The 16,717-nt window shown below is 69.4% G+C and carries 19 protein-coding genes; 9 read left to right on the forward strand and 10 right to left on the reverse strand.

Translation table 11 applies throughout. The features are described from left to right. The first annotated feature begins 15 nt into the window (after positions 1 to 15). Both AMYNI_RS43595 and nadE read left to right on the forward strand, forming a co-directional pair. Entirely contained in the window at positions 16 to 891 is an 876-nt protein-coding gene (locus AMYNI_RS43595; protein WP_020666882.1) for a DUF11 domain-containing protein, read from the forward strand. Positions 892 to 914: 23 nt separating this feature from the next. Beyond that, the gene (nadE, locus tag AMYNI_RS0104990) at positions 915 to 1,739 is read left to right on the forward strand and encodes an ammonia-dependent NAD(+) synthetase (protein WP_020666883.1); all 825 of its coding nucleotides are present in this window, start codon (positions 915 to 917) and stop codon (positions 1,737 to 1,739) included. Between the two features lie 4 nt (positions 1,740 to 1,743). Here the strand turns inward: nadE and AMYNI_RS47020 are convergent, their stop codons facing one another. Further along, complete coding sequence (locus AMYNI_RS47020) at positions 1,744 to 2,481, reverse strand: helix-turn-helix transcriptional regulator (protein WP_020666884.1); 738 nt, start codon at positions 2,479 to 2,481, stop codon at positions 1,744 to 1,746. Beyond that, positions 2,474 to 2,860: a hypothetical protein gene (locus AMYNI_RS0105000; protein WP_157357253.1), complete on the reverse strand. Its 387-nt coding sequence runs from the start codon at positions 2,858 to 2,860 to the stop codon at positions 2,474 to 2,476. The genes AMYNI_RS47020 and AMYNI_RS0105000 overlap by 8 nt, the downstream gene beginning before the upstream one ends. A 445-nt stretch (positions 2,861 to 3,305) precedes the next feature. Here AMYNI_RS0105000 and AMYNI_RS0105005 point away from each other — a divergent pair, with 445 nt between their 5' ends. Both AMYNI_RS0105005 and AMYNI_RS47025 read left to right on the forward strand, forming a co-directional pair. After that, positions 3,306 to 3,749 (forward strand): DUF6401 family natural product biosynthesis protein, encoded by a 444-nt coding sequence (locus AMYNI_RS0105005; protein ID WP_020666886.1) that lies wholly within the window; start codon positions 3,306 to 3,308, stop codon positions 3,747 to 3,749. Positions 3,750 to 3,908: 159 nt separating this feature from the next. Further along, entirely contained in the window at positions 3,909 to 4,616 is a 708-nt protein-coding gene (locus AMYNI_RS47025; RefSeq protein WP_020666887.1) for a TetR family transcriptional regulator, read from the forward strand. Here the strand turns inward: AMYNI_RS47025 and AMYNI_RS0105015 are convergent. Genes AMYNI_RS0105015 through AMYNI_RS48825 form a run of 3 tightly spaced genes read right to left on the reverse strand, consistent with a single transcriptional unit; the run spans position 4,571 to position 6,740 of the window. Further along, on the reverse strand, positions 4,571 to 5,233 hold the full coding sequence (locus AMYNI_RS0105015; protein WP_020666888.1) for an RlpA-like double-psi beta-barrel domain-containing protein: 663 nt from the start codon (positions 5,231 to 5,233) through the stop codon (positions 4,571 to 4,573). The two genes, AMYNI_RS47025 and AMYNI_RS0105015, sit on opposite strands and share 46 nt — an antisense overlap. After that, positions 5,230 to 6,567: a glycosyltransferase family 2 protein gene (locus AMYNI_RS0105020; protein WP_051116270.1), complete on the reverse strand. Its 1,338-nt coding sequence runs from the start codon at positions 6,565 to 6,567 to the stop codon at positions 5,230 to 5,232. Before AMYNI_RS0105020 ends, AMYNI_RS0105015 begins: the two co-directional genes overlap by 4 nt. Continuing rightward, complete coding sequence (locus AMYNI_RS48825; protein WP_157357254.1) at positions 6,564 to 6,740, reverse strand: hypothetical protein; 177 nt, start codon at positions 6,738 to 6,740, stop codon at positions 6,564 to 6,566. The genes AMYNI_RS0105020 and AMYNI_RS48825 overlap by 4 nt, the downstream gene beginning before the upstream one ends. A gap of 209 nt (positions 6,741 to 6,949) precedes the next feature. Between AMYNI_RS48825 and wecB the strand changes: the two genes are divergently transcribed. From wecB to AMYNI_RS0105040, 3 genes are read left to right on the forward strand one after another with little or no spacing between them, the layout of a single operon-like run. Then, positions 6,950 to 8,164, forward strand: a complete 1,215-nt coding sequence (gene wecB, locus AMYNI_RS0105030; protein WP_020666891.1) for a non-hydrolyzing UDP-N-acetylglucosamine 2-epimerase — start codon at positions 6,950 to 6,952, stop codon at positions 8,162 to 8,164. Between the two features lie 5 nt (positions 8,165 to 8,169). Continuing rightward, a complete protein-coding gene (locus AMYNI_RS0105035) occupies positions 8,170 to 9,888 on the forward strand; it encodes a DUF2334 domain-containing protein (RefSeq protein WP_026360066.1) in 1,719 nt (572 codons plus the stop codon). Positions 9,889 to 9,948: 60 nt separating this feature from the next. Continuing rightward, entirely contained in the window at positions 9,949 to 11,538 is a 1,590-nt protein-coding gene (locus tag AMYNI_RS0105040; RefSeq protein ID WP_020666893.1) for a DUF2334 domain-containing protein, read from the forward strand. On the opposite strand, the gene AMYNI_RS0105045 is transcribed toward AMYNI_RS0105040, so the two are convergent. Beyond that, positions 11,535 to 11,888 carry a winged helix-turn-helix transcriptional regulator gene (locus AMYNI_RS0105045; protein WP_020666894.1) on the reverse strand — a complete coding sequence of 118 codons (354 nt, stop codon included), beginning with the start codon at positions 11,886 to 11,888 and terminating at the stop codon, positions 11,535 to 11,537. The two genes, AMYNI_RS0105040 and AMYNI_RS0105045, sit on opposite strands and share 4 nt — an antisense overlap. A 103-nt stretch (positions 11,889 to 11,991) precedes the next feature. On the opposite strand from AMYNI_RS0105045, the gene AMYNI_RS0105050 reads away from it, so the two are divergent. Together AMYNI_RS0105050 and AMYNI_RS47940 are read left to right on the forward strand one after the other, a co-directional pair. Further along, positions 11,992 to 12,630, forward strand: a complete 639-nt coding sequence (locus AMYNI_RS0105050; RefSeq protein WP_020666895.1) for an NAD(P)-dependent oxidoreductase — start codon at positions 11,992 to 11,994, stop codon at positions 12,628 to 12,630. 37 nt (positions 12,631 to 12,667) lie between these two features. Then, positions 12,668 to 13,504, forward strand: coding sequence for a DUF222 domain-containing protein (locus AMYNI_RS47940; protein ID WP_245573869.1), 837 nt, complete (start codon positions 12,668 to 12,670; stop codon positions 13,502 to 13,504). Between the two features lie 12 nt (positions 13,505 to 13,516). Here the strand turns inward: AMYNI_RS47940 and AMYNI_RS43610 are convergent, their stop codons facing one another. From AMYNI_RS43610 to AMYNI_RS0105075, 4 genes are read right to left on the reverse strand one after another with little or no spacing between them, the layout of a single operon-like run. Continuing rightward, positions 13,517 to 14,053 carry a class I SAM-dependent methyltransferase gene (locus tag AMYNI_RS43610; protein WP_211225455.1) on the reverse strand — a complete coding sequence of 179 codons (537 nt, stop codon included), beginning with the start codon at positions 14,051 to 14,053 and terminating at the stop codon, positions 13,517 to 13,519. Continuing rightward, positions 14,050 to 14,313: a methyltransferase domain-containing protein gene (locus AMYNI_RS49735; RefSeq protein WP_211225456.1), complete on the reverse strand. Its 264-nt coding sequence runs from the start codon at positions 14,311 to 14,313 to the stop codon at positions 14,050 to 14,052. Before AMYNI_RS49735 ends, AMYNI_RS43610 begins: the two co-directional genes overlap by 4 nt. Positions 14,314 to 14,358: 45 nt before the next feature. After that, positions 14,359 to 15,915, reverse strand: a complete 1,557-nt coding sequence (locus AMYNI_RS0105070; protein ID WP_020666898.1) for an alkaline phosphatase D family protein — start codon at positions 15,913 to 15,915, stop codon at positions 14,359 to 14,361. Between the two features lie 53 nt (positions 15,916 to 15,968). Beyond that, the gene (locus AMYNI_RS0105075) at positions 15,969 to 16,628 is read right to left on the reverse strand and encodes an SH3 domain-containing protein (protein WP_026360068.1); all 660 of its coding nucleotides are present in this window, start codon (positions 16,626 to 16,628) and stop codon (positions 15,969 to 15,971) included. Between the last annotated feature and the right edge of the window lie 89 nt (positions 16,629 to 16,717).

Consider the following 16,717-nt stretch of genomic DNA (forward strand, 5'->3'; position numbering starts at 1 on the left):
AGAACGAGGTGCCCTATGGTCCCCAGATCCCTGTTGCGGCGCGGTGCAGCGCTGGCCGGAGTCGTACTGCTCAGCGCCGGTATCGCCACGGCGAGTCCAGCGGCCGCGGCGGAACCCGAAGTGGAGGTGAGCGTTTCGCCGTCCACCGCGCAACCCGGTGACGTGCTGACCGTGACCGAAACGATCCGCAACCAGACCGGGGGCTCCATTCTCAACCCGACCGCCCGGTTGTTCAGCGAGCCGACCCCGATCACCGCCTACAGCACGCTGGAAGGCTGCACCGGCGCCGCCGTGTGCACCACAGTGGACGGTCCGGACGGGCCGGTGGGCTACCAGGCGGTGCTGGCCGCCGCGATGGACAACAACCAGGCCGTGACGGTCACCTTCACCCTGCGCCTCTCGGCCGAGCTCACCGAGCTCGACGAAACCCTGCTGGGACAGCTGTTCGGCCGGAACTACGCGACCGAGAAGACCCCGGGTCCCGCCCTCACCGTCCGGGCCGACGCGGACGCGTCCGTAAAACTGACCGGCACCCCGAAGTTCGGCCTGCTGGTGTCGCGCCTCGAGTTCACGGTCACGATCGGCAACGCCGGCCCGGCCCGGCTCCGCAACGCGAAGGTCACCACCACGCTGCCCGCCGGGCTGAACGCCAATGCGAGCGGCGCCTGTGCGGCGGGCGCCGCCGGAGTGGTCTGCACCGTGCCCGAACTGGCCGCCGGCGCGACCACCAAGCTCACCTTCTCGGTGCCGCTGAAGCTGCTCTCCCTTGGCCTGCCGTACCGGTTCACCGCGAGCCGTACCGCATCGGACAGCCACGATCCCAACCCCGCCAACGACACCGCGGCCACCACCTGTACCGTGCTGACCCCGCTACTGGCCGGCTGCGGCTGAGCCCGATATGCGAGGCTGGCGCGATGAGTGACCTCGAGCGCCGTTACCTCCAGGAACTGATCATCGCGGAGCTGGGCGTACCACGCACTTTCGACAGCGGCGCCGAGATCGAGCGGCGCGTCACCTTCCTAACCGAGACCCTGCGCACGTCCGGCGCGAACGGCCTGGTGCTCGGCATCAGCGGCGGGGTGGACTCCAGCACCGCCGGGCGGCTGTGCCAGCTCGCCGTGCAGCGGGTGCGGGACGGCGGCGGGGAGGCGACCTTCGTCGCGATGCGACTGCCCTACGGGGTGCAGGGCGACGAGGCGGACGCCCAGCGCTCGCTGGAGTTCATCCGGCCGGACCGGACGGTGACGGTGAACGTGAAACCGGCCAGTGACGCGATGTTCGAGTCGGTGCGACCGGAACTGTCGACCGCCGGGCGAGAGGACTTCCTGCTCGGCAACATCAAGGCCCGTCAGCGGATGATCGCCCAGTACGCGATCGGCGGCGACATCGGCGGGCTGGTGGTGGGCACCGACCACGCGGCCGAGGCGGTGATGGGCTTCTTCACCAAGTACGGCGACGGCGCCTGCGACCTGACCCCCCTGTCCGGGCTGACCAAACGGCGCGTCCGCGCACTGGCCACCGAGTTGGGCGCGCCGCCGGAGGTGGTGCAGAAGGTGCCGACCGCGGACCTGGAGTCCGATCAGCCCGGGCTGCCGGATGAAGACGCCTTCGGCATCGGCTACCACGAGATCGACGAGTTCCTGGAGGGAAACCCGGTGAGCGACAAGGCATACCGGACCATCCTGAGCTGGCACCGCCGCACCGCGCACAAGCGCGCGGTGCCGATCGCCTGCCCGTGACTCCTCAGGCGTGCAAGGGGACGTCCTCGGCGGTGTCGGCCACCGTGGCCGCCGTGGACACAGTGGCCGGCTCGGGTTCGCAGGGCAGCAGGCCCAGCCGGTAGCCGAGGGCGACCGCGTGCGTCCGGTTGTGCGCGGCCAGCTTGCTGAGCACGGACCGCACGTGGCAGCGCACGGTGTCCGTGCTCAGGTACAGCTGCCGCGCGATCGCGTCGTTGGTCATGCCCTCGGCCACCAGTACGAGCACGGTGTGCTCCCGTGCGCTGAGCGGGCGGCGCCCCGGCCCTGCGGCGGTGAGTTCTTCGGGTGAGCCGGGATAGTGGTGTCCCCGCCGGAAACACGTCCTCGCCATCGCCACCCGCAGTTCGGCCGCAGTGACGTCGGACGGCAGCAGCCCGCGCACCCCGGCCGCCCGCAGCGCGCGCAGCGTGTCCGCCCCGGCCGCACCGGAGAGCAGCACCAGCAGCGGCACCTCCGGGTGTCGCTCGCCGAGCCGGGTCGCCAGCCGCATCGCCTCCGGTGCCTCGGCGTGCGCGATCACCATCGCCGGACCGGTCGCGCCGATCAGCTCGAAGACGGCATCGACCGTGCCCGCCGGTGCCGCCGTGCTGAGTTCGGGCAGCGCCAGTGCCGCGTTGGCGGCGACCCCGAGACCGGAGATGGGATAGGGGTCGAACACCACGATCGTCCGGCCGTAGGTCCGGCCGTCAGTCCGGGCATGGCGGTTCGCCGGGTCATCCAACGCGCACCCCGGGCGCGTCGTCCAGCGCGACCGCGACCCCCAGTTCCGGATACACCTCCAGCGAGCGCAGCGACCGGTCCGCGCGCAGGGCCGCCAGTACGTCGTGGTCCGTGGCCACCAGCCGCAGCGGAACCTCCCGCACCTCCACCGCTTCGGAGACCCTTGCCAGTACCGACATCCGCAGCGGGGTCAGCCGGCGGGACGCGCTGAGGTCCACCACCACCGAGGTCAGTGGCGCGCCGGTGATCAGCGCGCAGATCAGGTCCACCACCCACCGGCCGCCGGAGAGCGAGTCCTCGTCGTAGGAAGCCTGCACCACGACGACGCCGTCCGCGTCCCGGCGCACGACTCGCAACCAGGGTCCGAGAATCTCTGCCATGGTTACCGTCCCCTTCTGACACGACGCCCGCGGGCTGCCAGGCGATCTTCGTGAACCCGGTCAACGACCGTCGGTGAATTTCGGTCCTGTGACGGACCGGACAAGGAGAATCAGTAACGTGAACAACTGTCGCCTTTCTTCGCTCCGGCGCAGGTGACAACGATCTTTCGCGCACGGCAAACGAAACCGGCAAAGGCGTAATTCAGCCGGGCGGACCTACTCAGACGGGTGAGCCGCAAGATGGTTGAAAGAGAAACTTCACGGTTTCCGGCAGAACCCAGCAGACAGGGATTCCGGTTTCCCTGCCAACACTATTCAGGGCGGCACGGCCGTCGTCCAGCCCCGGACGGCGGCAGAAAGGCGGCACTCTCGCGGGTTAACCCGGCGAGGGTGACTTCATCACTACCGTTGGCGATCGGATGGCTACCCAGTGCATCATCGGAACATGAGCTGGCTGGACCTGCTGACCGACCGATCGGCGCGCCGCTGGCTGTCCGCGGTGGCCGCCGAGCTGACCGCCGGCTGGGCCGCACTGGCCGCGGACCCCTCCCTGCACAAGGGTTTCGAACGGCATCTGCGCGGCGCCGCCGACTCGGTGCGCCGCGAGGAGGAACTCGTCCTGCGCACCTCCCCGGTGAGCCCGCTGGTCCTGCTCGCCAGTCACGCGCACGACGTCCGCGCCCTCGCGCTGCGCACCGGCTGGCGCCCGCCCGACGAGCCGGCGGACTGGACGCCCGGCGAGTGGACCGGGCTCCGGCTGCTCGCCTGCTACCGGCTGGCCGCCCGTGAACCGCGCGGACCCCGGCTGCCGGTCGCGCCGGAAGGTGTTCCGTTGCCGTCCTTCGCGCTTCCCGAGGCATTGCACGTTCACCACGCCGGCCCGGAATAGTTCCCGGCCACCCCCGAACTCCCCCGCCGAGACCCTTCCTTTATGCCTTTGCGCGACGATTACGGCACGTACCGCATCGGATCGGCCAGATATTCGTTGAAAGGTTTGTCGTCGGCTGGACACCCAGGCACGCGACGACGACGGATACGGGGAGCAGATATGACACTGGACCAGCACCCACCCGGGCCTCCCGGCCGGCTGCGCCGCCCGTCCGCCCAGCCGGCCGGACTGCGACGCCAGAAGAAGCAGCGGACGCACACCGCCCTGTGGTGCTCGGCGATGCGACTGTTCGCCGACCGCGGCATCACCAGAACCACCATCGCGGACATCGCCGAGTCGGTCGGCGTGTCCGAGCGGACCTTCTTCCGCTACTACCCGTCCAAGGAGAGCCTGGTCACCGGGATCACGAAGAAGTTCTGGGAAAGCTTCGTGACACTGGCCGCGCAGCGCCCGGCGGACGAGCCGATGCTGCGCTCGGTGAGCCTGAGCATCCACGCCGCCTACGCGACCACGTTCGAGACCGACGAGGTGGACGGCGACGTCCGGGACGGCATGCGGAACCTGCTGAAGGTGCTCGCCGCGGCGCCCGAGCTGAACCACACCAACAACCTGCAGATCGTGCAGGCGAAGAACCGGCTCGGCGAGCTGCTCTGCCGGCGGCACGGCACCGACGAAGATCCCCGCGCCTACGGGGAGGCGCACGCCGCGCTGGCCCTGGTGCGCGAGTCGACCTACTGGTGGGTTCGGGACCCGACCAGGACGATCGCCGGGATCTCCTACGACATGTACGAGTCGCTCAGCGGCGGGGTGATCAAGCTGGTTCAGGAACCGTCCAGGGTCAGCGCGGCCTCGGAAAGCGTGGTGTAGAGCTTGTTCTCGGTGAAGCCGGGACCGGTCTGCTCGCCGATGTAGACGTCCACGTGCCGGTCGCCGCCGAAGCCCGGGGTGAACTCGTCGCTGATCCGCCAGCTCGCCCCCGCCAGCAGCCCGCAGACCTCCGGATCGATCGCGGCGCCGTCCTCGGCCCTGCCGCAGTCGGCGATCCGGAATCGCCTGCCCGCCGGCAGCACCCCGGGATCGGCGGCGGCCGAGACGAATGGCTCCAGCGCGCGGCCGGCACTGTCGCGCGGCGCGCTGTCCAGCCAGTAGCCCACGTTGTGGGACCAGTTCAGGTATTTCCCGGCGTGCGGCCCGCTGGTGATCCGCCCGGTGCCCTCGTCCCGGACGGCCTCGGCGAAACCGCCGGGATAGCTGCCCAGGTCTGCGTCCCCGCGCTCGCAGTCCAGCACCGGGCAGCCGGTGACCGGTTCGAGTTCGCCGTCCTGGAAGGCTTCCACCGCGGTGTAGTACACGGTCACCAGCCAGTGCTCGGACCTGGCCGGCACCGGCTCGTCCCGCCCCGGCCGCCAGAGCAGCAGGCCGGCCAGCACGGCGATCGCCACCATCGCGCAGGCCGCGGCGAACAGCCCGCGGCGACCTGTCATCCGCGGCTCGCTTCCACGGCGGCGACCGGCACGTCCGGGACGGCGGCAGCCGCGGGACCGTCTTCGAGCAGTCGCTCGGTCTTGGTCCACGAGTTCCGCCCGGCCAACATCCGGAACAGCGCCCGCCACGTCGAGACCACGCCGAGGAACAGGAAAAGCGGGTACAGCAGGCCCGCCAGCAGGCAGCGGTACAGCGGTTCTTCGCGCAGCCGGTACCGGTACACCACCGCCCAGATCAGACCGGGCACCAGCAGCATCGCCAGCCAGACCACCCCCGCCACCGGCAACGCCGAGCCGGCCGCGACCAGCCCGCCCAGGGTGCCGCCGGTGGCCACCGCGACCGCGGACGCCACCAGCACTCCGCACACCAGCAAGGAAAACGGCACGGTCAGCCAGGGCGTGACCAGATAGAGACCGAAGTCGACCAGCCCGACGCTGCCGACGAACCTGGACATCGAAAGCCGGCGCAGGTGTCCGGCGCACTGCAGGTTGCCCTGCGCCCAGCGAGCGCGCTGGCGGAGCAGCCGGCGCACATCGGTCAGCCCCTGCTGCGTCACCCACGCGGTTTTGGTGTAGCGCAACCGAATCCCGGCCAGGTGCAGCCGCAGCCCGAGTTCGAGGTCTTCGACGAGGCACTTGGACCACGGCGCCGGATCGAACCTGGCCAGCACGGACAGCCTGGTGAACTGCCCGTTGCCGCCCATGCCGACGCTGCCGAGCAGGTCCCGCAGCGACTGCGACGCGTCCGCGACCACGCCGAACTCGAGGTCCTGCAACAGGGCCAGCACGTTGCTGCGGTTGTGGATGCGCACCCGGCACTGCACCGCGCCGACCGAGCGTTCCGCGAACAGCTTGGCGATCTCCCCCAGCATGCCGGGGCTGCCACGGCCGTCGCCGTCGATCACACCGACCACGGTCCGGCTCACCGAGCCCTCTTCCTTCGCCGCCGCGAGGATGTGGCGGTAGGCCGCGTTGAGCGCCTCTCCCTTGCCCTGTCTGGCTTCTGGCGGGTCGCGGCGCAGTACGTGCAGCCGCGGGTCGGCGATCCCGGCGAGCACCTCCGGGGTGGCGTCGTCCGAGCCGTCGTCCACCACCAGCACCCGGACCGGGGTGCCGGCGGCGCCCAGGGACAAGGCGTTGAGCACGGTCTTGCCGACCACCCGCTCCTCGTTCAGCGCCGGGATGATGATCCAGAACGTCAGCTGCTCGTTGGGCGGCGCGTCCGGCCGTCGCGGCCGGGGCACCCGCCAGGTGAACGCCGCCAGCACCAGGTTGTGCACCGGCCACCACAGCAGCAGCACGGCCATCAGCACGGAGGAGACCGGCCCGGTCAAAGCCGGTGCGCCGGTGCGGAGCCGGTGCGCTGCCGCAGCCGCAGCGAACGGGTGGCGAGCGCACTCATCAGCAGCGCGGCCACTCCGGCCGCGATCAGCATCCAGTAGGGCCCCCCGACCACTCCCACCCCGGCCACCGAGACCGTGGCAGGAAACACCCTGACCACTGACATTTTTCCTCCGTTAGAGTTCCTCGGCGCACCGGCTACCCAGAGTGCGTCGAGCAGGAATTACGCGCGTATCGCTCACTCATTCGAGTTGTGCCTGAGGTATGTTACAAACATCGAAAGCGCTGCGTAGCGTTCTTGATCACCCTGTCGGGAAAACGCCCTAGAACAACCCGTCACAAACCTTGTAAAAACTGTCATTGGAGTGTATTTAGGTGAGCACGCAGCCGGAGGCGAAGAAACCAGAGATCTGGCTTGTCGCAGGTACCCGCCCGGAGGCGGTGAAACTGGCTCCGGTCGCGAAGGCACTCACCCAAGTGGGTCGGCTGCGGCCTGTGATGGTGGCCACCGGCCAGCACCCGGCCATGGTCGACCAGGCCTTGGCCGCTTTCGGAATGGCACCGGACGAAAGGCTCACCCTCGACCGCGCGGACGGCGGGCAGCCCGAACTCTTCGCTCAGCTCATCACCGGACTGGATCGGCTCGCCGCCCGGCGCGAGCCGGCGGCCGTGCTCGTACAGGGCGACACCACCACAACACTGGCCGGCACGATGGTCGCATTCTGGCGACGAATTCCCATCATTCACCTGGAAGCCGGATTGCGTTCCTTCGACCTCGATGCTCCGTTTCCTGAGGAACTGAATCGCAGAATGATCTCCCAGGCCGCCGGTCTGCATCTGGCGCCGACCGCGGACGCCGCGAAGAACCTGCTGGACGGCGGCGCCGACCCGGACCGCGTGCTGGTGACCGGCAATACCGTGGTGGACGCCATTCTCGCGGTCACCGACCGCCCGGTGCGGTTCACCGACCCGGCGCTGGCCGACGTCGTGGAGAACGCCACCCGCGGCCACCACAAACTGATGCTGGTCACCGCGCACCGCCGCGAATCCTGGGGCCAGCCGCTTTCACAGGTGCTGTCTGCGGTGGCCGAGCTGGTGGCGTCCGACGAAGACCTCCAGGTGGTGCTCCCGGTGCACCCGAACCCGGAGGTGCGGCGGCTGGTTTCGGCCGCGCTCGGCGCCACGCCGCGCATCCTGCTCACCGAGCCGCTGCCCTACCAGGAGCTCGCGGCGGTGCTCGCGGCGAGCACCCTGGTGCTGTCCGACTCCGGCGGCATCCAGGAGGAGGCGCCCACCTTCGGCGTGCCGGTGCTGGTGCTGCGCGAGGTCACCGAGCGGATGGAGGCGGTCGACGCGGGCTGCGCCGCGCTGGTCGGCACCGACCGCGAGCTGATCGTGCGCACCGCCTCGCGGCTGCTGGCCGACGCCACCGCCAGGGCGGCCATGATGAGCGCGGGCAACCCCTTCGGCGACGGCCTCGCGGCCGAGCGCACCGAACGCGCGCTGGGCTGGCTGCTCGGCCTCGATCCATGGCTGCCCGCCCCGTTCGAGCACCTGACGGCGCTGGCCGACGACTCGACCCGCCCGTGAGCACGATGCCCGGCCGCGTCCTCTCGTTCCACCGCCGCCTGCCCGCCGCGCTGCGGCTGGTCGTGCTGGCCGCGGTGCTCGTGCTCGTCGCGGTGCTCGTCCTGCGGGTCACGTCGCGGCCAGCCGGCCAGGCCAGCGCGCCCGCCGATCCGGTGCCGTTGACCGGGCCCGCCGCGGCGGCCGGCAACGCGGGTGCCGCCGGGCCGGGCGGCCGGGACGACCGGCGCACCCTGGTGCTCTACGACGACGGCAGGCGCGCCGGGCTGCCCCACGCCGCCGCCGAGGACGTGGCGCAGGCCGAGGCCTACGCGATGTTCACCGCCAACCTCGTCTCCAGGGCCACCGCCTGGGACCTGCTCCCGGCCGCGGACTACCGGCGCGGCAAGGCGATGGACTATGCGTCCCTGGTGTACATCGGCTCGGTTTACGACGGCGAGCTGCCCGCGGAGTTCAGCGCGGACGTGCTCGGCTCGCCGGTGCCGGTGCTCTGGATCGGCGCCAACATCTGGCAGCTCTTCGACCGGGTGCCCGGCGCCGCCGGGCGGCTCGGCTGGACCCAGACCGGCTACCGCGCCGACTCACCGTCCGAAGTGGACTACAAGGGGACCGCGCTGCGCCGGGACCCGGCCGCGGGCACCGGGGTGCTCGGCATCAACGTGACCGACGCGCGCAAGGCGACCGTGCTGGCCGAGGCGAAGGCCGGGCAGCACAGCACGCCGTGGGCGGTCCGCGCCGGCACGCTGACCTACCTCGCCGAGGTGCCCTACGCCTACACCGGCGCGGGTGACCGTTATCTCGCCGCCGCCGATATCTTGCTCGGCACTCTGGCCCCGGACACCGCGGAACGGCACCGCGCGCTGGTCCGGATCGAGGACGTCGGGCCGCGCACCGACCCCGCGCAGATCCGGGCGATCACCTCGTATCTGGCCTCGAAGAAGGTGCCGTTCTCGCTGGCGGTCTACCCGTACTACACGGACCCGCTCGGCAAGGCGAACAACGGGCAGCCCACCTTCGCCAGGCTGGTGGACAGCCCCGATCTCGTCGACGCGCTGCGCGAGGCCACCGAGCGGGGCGCCACCCTGCTCATGCACGGCTACAGCCACCAGTACCGCGAACAGCCCAACCCCTACGACGGGGTGAGCGCCGCCGACTTCGAGTTCTTCCGCGCTGCGCTGGACCAGGACGACAACGTGCGGCTCTCCGGCCCGGTGCCGGAGGACTCCCCGCAGTGGTTCAGCGACCGGATCGCCACCGGGCTCGGCGAGTTCGCCAGGGTCGGCCTGCCGAGGCCCGCGTTCTTCGAGTTCCCGCACTACGCCGGCTCCGCGGCCGACTACCAGGCCGTCACGCCGATCTTCGGCGCCAGGTACGACCGGGGCAGCTACTACGCCGGTTTCTGCCCTGGTGGCAAATGCGGCTCGAGCACCGTTTCGTACCAGGAGGTCTACGGGCAGTTCTTCCCGTACCCGGTGCGGGACGTGTACGGCGCGGTCGTGGTGCCGGAGAACATCGGCAACGTCGCACCGTCCTCGTTCAACCAGCACTCGGCCAGGTCCGGGGCGGAAATGGTGGCCGACGCCGCCACCGCCAGGGTGGTGCGGGACAACGTGGCGAGTTTCTTCTACCACCCGTTCCTCGGCACCGACGGCCTGGCCGCGCTGGTGGACGGCATCAGCGGCCTCGGTTACCAGTTCGCCTCACCAGGCGACGTTCTCCGCGGCTGACCCCCTTTTCGATCCACCCCTTCTGAAAGGCGGGATATCTTGGCTGGCTCACGAAGAACCATGCGGACCGTGCTCGCGGCGGTCGTCCTGTTGCTCGCCGTACCCGGCACTGCACGGGCCGCCGAACCTGCGCCGTCCTACCCCGGCGCGCCCGGTTCGGACCCGGGCCGCAGGACACTGGTGCTCTACGACACCACCGGCCCCTACGGCTGGCTCGGCGAGCCGTACGCGGTCCAAATAGGACAACTGGCCTCGCACGGCGGAAGCTGGGCGATGCGGCCGGTGACCCAGTACACCAAGGGCGAACTGGCCGGCTACACGTCGGTGATCTACGCCGGGTCCACCTACGACGAGCCGCTGCCGTCGGCGTTCCTGGACGACGTGCTCGGCGGCACCCGCCCGGTGCTGTGGCTGAACGACAACATCTGGCAGCTCGAAGCCAGGGCCGGTGACTTCCCCGCCCGGTACGGCTGGGAGCCGGACGAGTTCGACACCAGCACGGTGCGCACCATCCGGTACCGCGGCGCGTCGCTGAGCCGAAGTGAGCTCGCCGCGCCGAGCGGCATCCTGCGCCCGGAAATCGACGACCCGGCCCTGGTCACCACCGTGGGCACGGCGGTCCGCCCGGACGGCAGCACCTTTCCCTGGGGGGTGCGCTCCGGCGCGCTGACCTACATCGGTGAGATCCCGTTGTCCTACATCGGCGAGGGCGACCGCTACCTGGCGCTGGCGGACGTGGTCAGCGGGCTGGTCCGGCCGGGGGCGCCGGACCGCAAGCGCGCGCTGGTGCGGATCGAGGACGTCGGCCCGGACGCCGATCCGGCCGAGCTGCGGGCGATCACGGACTACCTGCACAGCAAGCGGGTGCCGTTCTCTCTCGCGGTGTACCCGCGCTACGAAGACCCGAAGGGCGTCTACCACAACGGGGTCCCGACCCGGATGGACCTGCGCGAGGTGCCCGAGGTGGTGCAGGCGCTGCGGTACGCCGAGGCGCGCGGCGGCACGCTGCTGATGCACGGCTACACCCACCAGTACGAGACGGTGGACAATCCCTACGACGCGGTCAGCGCGGACGACTTCGAGTTCTACGGCGCGCACGTGGACGAAGCGGACTACGTAAGGCTGGACGGGCCGGTGCCCAAGGACTCCGCGCTCTGGGCCACCGGCCGAGTCATCGCGTCCAGGGGCGCGTTCCGGGCCGCCGGCCTGGCCGAGCCGACCATCTTCGAACCGCCGCACTACGCCGCTTCGGCGGTGGACTACCAGGTGTTCAACCAGCAGTTCGGCCTGCGCTACGACCGGGGGCTGTACTTTCCCGGCTGGTGCCCCGCTGGGAAGTGCGGTTCCGGCCAGCCGGACTACACCCGCGAGTACGGCCAGTACTTTCCTTACCTGGTAAGGGATGTCTACGGCTCGACGGTGATCCCCGAGGGTCTCGGCAACGTCGAGCTCGAAGAGATGAACCACCATCCGCCGCGATTGCCGGCGGAGATCGTGGCGGCCGCGAAGGCGAACCTCGCGGTCACCGACGGGACGGCCAGCTTCTTCTACCACCCGTACCTGGGCGTGGACGACCTCCGCAAGGTCGTGGAGGGCATCCAGGGCCTCGGCTACCAGTTCGTCCCCGCCGGCGAGGTGGCGAAGGGCTAACCGTTCTCGCGGGCTTCGATCAGCTTCGCGAGGTTCTCCTGGGACCATTCGCACAGGGCGGCCATCGGCTTGCGCAGGCTGCGGCCGAGTTCGGTCAGCTCGTACTCGACCCTGGGCGGAATCTCGGGGTAGGCGGTGCGGGTGATCAGCCTGTCCCGCTCCATCGCCCGCAGTGATTCGGTGAGCACCTTGGGAGTGATGCCGCGCAGGGGCACCTGCAGTTCGGAGAAGCGCCGCGGGCCGTCAAGCAGGCAGGTGATGATCTTTGACGTCCACTTGTCGCCGATCCGGAACAGCGGGGTGATCGGCGCGCAGCCGGCGAACAGGTCAGGGTCCAGTGGTGTGCTCACCCTGCCCAAGGTACGTAACTATCGTTGCGGTAACCATCACCTCCGCGGCTACCTTCGCGGCAGGCCGGCGAAAGCGCCGGCCACGGCGGACGGAGTGGCCATCATGGACAGGATCGTGGTTTTCGGCGCGGGCGGACGGGCCGGCAGGCGGATCGTGGCCGAGGCGGTCGACCACGGCCATCAGGTCACCGCTGTGGTCCGCGACCCCGCACGGCACGACTTTCCCGCCGACGTGACCGTGGCAGCCGGTGACGTGACCGACGCGGACAGCGTGGCGGCGGCCGCGGCGGGCCACGACGTGGCGATCAGTACCGTCTACCGGGCGGATGTGGACGCCCGGGAGTTCTACGCCTCGGCCGCGCGAGCCCTGCTGGACGGGTTGAAGCGGGCGGGCACCGAGCGGCTGCTGGTGGTCGGCATCGGGTCCTTGCTGGAAACCGCGCCGGGGGTCCGAGTGCTGGACGCACCCGATTTCCCGGCCGAGGCCAGGGTGTTCTCGCTGGGACATGCGGCGGGGTTGGAGGTGCTCCAGGCGGGCGAGTTGGACTGGGTGATGTTCGCGCCGCCGCCGGTGGTGCTGGGCGACGGGGACGCGCGTGCGGGGAGGTACCGGGTGGGTGGGGTTTCGGTTCTGCCGGCTTCGGAGGGGTTCTCGTACTCGGATCTTGCGGTGGTTGTGGTGCGGGAGGTTGGTTCTCCTTCTTGTTCTCGTTCTCTTGTGGCTGTGGGATATTCGGGGTAGCCCGGTTTTGTCGGGGGTCGCCGATAGAATTATGGGCATGGACAAAGACCAGGCTTGCGAGTTGTTGAAGGACATTCAGGTTATTCAGGAGCAGAAGTGCCGGTTGGAGGCGGCACAGCTCCGGTTGGTAGCGCGGTTGAACGAGGTCGAAGAAAGAACCAGAGGGGTGCCAGCGGAGTTGGCGCTCGGGCTGGCGATCACGAAGAACATGGCCGGTAAGCAGGTCGCGCTCGCCGAGGCATTGGCGACACGGTTACCGAAAACGTTGCAGGCCATGGAATCCGGGGTCATCGATGGGTACAAAGCCTCCAAGATCTTCGATGCCACCGCCGCACTCTCCGATGAGAAGGCCCGCGAAGTCGACGCTGTGATGGGCGATCGACTGGCGGGCAAGAACCCCTCCGGCCTGCGGCGGGCAGTGAACCGAGTGGTCGCCCGAATCGACCCGAACGGACACGCCGCCCGGACCCTGCGCCGCCACCTGGGCCGCAAAGTTGAGCTGGTGCACCAAGGCAAAGGCATGTCCACCCTGATTGTCGATGTTCCAGTGGAAGTCGGCACAGCGATCTACGCCCGCACCGACCGCGAAGCCCGCACCCTCAAGGTCAAAGGCGAGCCCCGCACACTGGACCAGCTTCGGGCCGACGTGCTCGCCGACCGGTGCCTCCGCGAACGCGGCACATCGCGTAACCCCAAGGCCGGTGTGTACCCACTATGCCGACTTCGCCACCCTGGCCAGGTCGAACAACAACCCCGCCGAACTCGCCGACACCGGCCCCATCCTCACCCGGCAAGCCAAGGAAATCGCCTACAACCTGTGAACGGGAGCGATGCCATGTACCAAGTGGACGGTGCCTTTGGAGTCCGTCCATAACGGACAAGATCCTCACCGCCTGGCGACGGCGATCAGGTGTGCGCTCGCGCCGAGAACACTGGGTTCCGACTCCACCGCCCTGACCGCATCCAGGATCGCAGCCCGGCCGTCCGGCGTCTCCCAACGATCGGCGAGTTGGGGCAGCCAGCAGGCGATGCCCTCCACGCCGACCACTTCGAGCACCTCGAGCCCGGCGTCCGCGCATTCGCCGCGTAGTTCTTCGGGCTGGTGAAAGTATGCCGTGGTGAACCAGCGCGGGTTCTCCGCCTCATTGCGATGCTGACCGTCGACCAGATCCGCCGCCACGATCCGACGGAAATCGGGGTCGAAGAACGCGCCACCGCTGAGGCCGTCGAACAAGGACGCGAACCGGGAGATCGCGGCCGCGAACACCAAGCCGCCGGGGCGAACCGCGCGAGCGGCCTCGCTCAGCGCGATCACCCGGTCTTCGCGGGTCGTGAGGTGATAGAGCGGGCCCAGCAGCAACGCGGCGTCGAAACCGGCGTCCGGGACCGGCAGCACGCGGGCGTCACCGAGCGATGCGGTCACGCCCGGCAGCCGCTGCGCCTGTTCGACATGTTCGGGACCACGTCGAACAGTTCGACTTCATGCCCGTCGTCGGCGAGCCATGCGGCATGCACCCCGGTGCCCCCACCGATGTCCAGCACCCGCGACGGTGCGCCGGGCAGGTGCCGGCGCAGGATCTCCTGCGTCCGGAGCAACTCCAGCCTGCCAAGGCCGTCGATGATCCGCGCGCCCTCGTCGATGGTGCGGTAGTGCGCGAGGATCTCGGCGGGGATGTCGTTCATGCGCTCGCATGCTAGGACCCCGCCGGGCCTGCCCGCAGCCGAATATCAGGCCTTCTGCAGGCCCGGCTTGCCGGCCTGGACCACGTAGCTCACGTCCGTCTTGATCACCACTTTGGCCGGGTCCCGCTCCAGCGCGTTGGACACCGTCACGAAGTCCGCCTTCATCTGCTGCGGGGTCGCAGTCACCCGCACATACCCGCGTTCGCCCTTGCAGTACTTCACATGCGGGTTGTTCGCGTACCACCCGGCGGTCGGCGGGGCGGACCCCGCGCTGGTGCTGGTCACCGAAGTGGACACCAGCTCGGAACCCACGATCGGGTCGCTGTGGTCGAAGTAGTCCTGGCGCAGGTCGGCCGCCCAGTGCCGGTGCACGTCCCCGGTCAGCACGATCGGGTTCGGCACCTTGCGGTCCACCCAACCCTTGGTGATCCGGTCCCGCGAACCCTGGTAGCCGTTCCACGAGTCCGGCGACTCACAGGTGGAACTCTTGCCGTCGCCGTCCCGCTGGGCGAAGAACACCTGCTGGCCGAGGAAGTCCCAGGTGCACGGATGCGTCTCGAAAGCCTTGAGCAACCACTGTTCCTGCGCGCTCCCGGTGATCGTCCGCTTCGGATCGCGCATGGTCGTGCAGTTGTCCCCGGTGGCCTGCGCGTTCCGGTACTGCCGGGTGTCCATCATGTGGAAGCGGGCCAGATTGCCCCAGGCGAGCTGGCGGTACAGCTGGATCGACGCGCCACTGGGCTTCGCGGTGGACCGGATCGGCATGTGCTCGTAGAACGCCTGGAAACCCGCCGTCTTGCGGGCCGTGCTGGCCGGGGCGGTGGTGGCGTTCCAGTTGTTCATCACCTCGTGGTCGTCGAACACCGTGATCCACGGCGCCACCGCGTGCGCGGCCTGGAGGTCTGCGTCGGTCTTGTGCTGGCCGTGCCGGGCCCGGTAGAGCGCCAGCGTGGCGGTGTCCTCCGGTACCGCGAGCCCGCGCACCTTCAGCTCGGGTCCGCGGCCCGAGGGCTTCTCGTAGATGTAGTCGCCCATGAACAACACCAGCTCCGGGTTGTCCGCGACGATCCCGCGGTGCGCGTGGTACCAGCCCTCCTCCCAGTGCTGGCAGGACGCGAAGCAGTACTTCAGCTGGTTGACCGCGGCTCCGGCGGCCGGCGCGGTGCGGGTCCGCCCGACCGGGGAGATGAAGCCCTCGGTCTTGAACCGGTAGAAGTACTCGCGTCCCGGCTCCAGGCCGACCGGCTCGATGTGCACGCTGTGCGCCTGTGCCCGCACCGCCGCCGCTGTCCCGTGCTGCACGACCGAACCGAAGGCCTGGTCGTTCGCCAACTCCCACTCGACGTTGTACGTCGCGTCGGGCATGCCGCCGAAGCCGTCCGGGTTCAGCGGCGCGGGAGCGAGGCGGGTCCACAGCACCACGCTGTCGGGCAGCGGGTCACCCGAGGCCACCCCCAGTTGGAACGGGTCCCGGATCGCGGGTGCTGCGGCGGTCGTCCTGGCACTCGCCCAGGACGGGATCGAGGAGGGCAGGGTGACCGCGCCCGAAACGGCTGCGGCGAGCCCGCCGAGCAAAACCCGTCGCCTGTTCACCGTGGCCATGTGAATTCCCTCCGAAACACCTCAGTAACACCTTCAGTGCAGAAATTGAATTTTCAAGATGCGTAATCTGTCAGTCCACCACTGCAGTTCTGCAGAATCGGGTTCGTCGCGGAATAGTCCGCGATGCAGACCTTGTAGTAGACCCAACTCCCCTTCGGCACGTTCACCGCCTTGTCGACGCTGGTTCCGTTGCCGTTGGAGTTCCACACATAAAGTGGGCCGGCGCCGCCTTCGAGCCAATAAGCCACCACGGCGGACTTACCGTCACCGGCCCGGTCGTAGACGATGAAGTGCGCGTCCGAGGAACGGAACTGCGCCTCCCCCGCGCAGGCGCCGGTGGAGCATTCGGCGCTTCCGCTGCCCACCCCGCAGTCCGGGGCGATCCGCCCGGCCGGGGTGGACTTGACATAGCTGTGGGAGATGTAGCCGCGCAACGCGGGCACGTAATCCCAGATGGTGCTGGTGCCCAGCGGACCGCTGACCGAGCTTCCGATGGTCTGGCAGTCGATGGTCACGGTTGCGCCATTTGCCACCGTGCCCACCGCGGTGGCACTGGTAGTGGGCGCCCGCCGGACATTCAGCGGATCACCGGCGGTCTGCACGGTTCCGCTTGCCGCCAGCGCCGGAAACGCGCTGACCAGGAGAAAACCACTCGCGGCGGCCAGTATCGCGGCCGTCCGACCAGCCCGTCGCCGGAACGTGGAACGCATCATACGATCAGCGTCACTCACAGGTGTACACGACGCGTACAAACATGGGATCATCGTTTACGTTCTGGCCATCCCAATGGTGCTAGCTATCT

Source organism: Amycolatopsis nigrescens CSC17Ta-90 (assembly GCF_000384315.1).
Classification (GTDB): Bacteria; Actinomycetota; Actinomycetes; order Mycobacteriales; family Pseudonocardiaceae; genus Amycolatopsis; species Amycolatopsis nigrescens.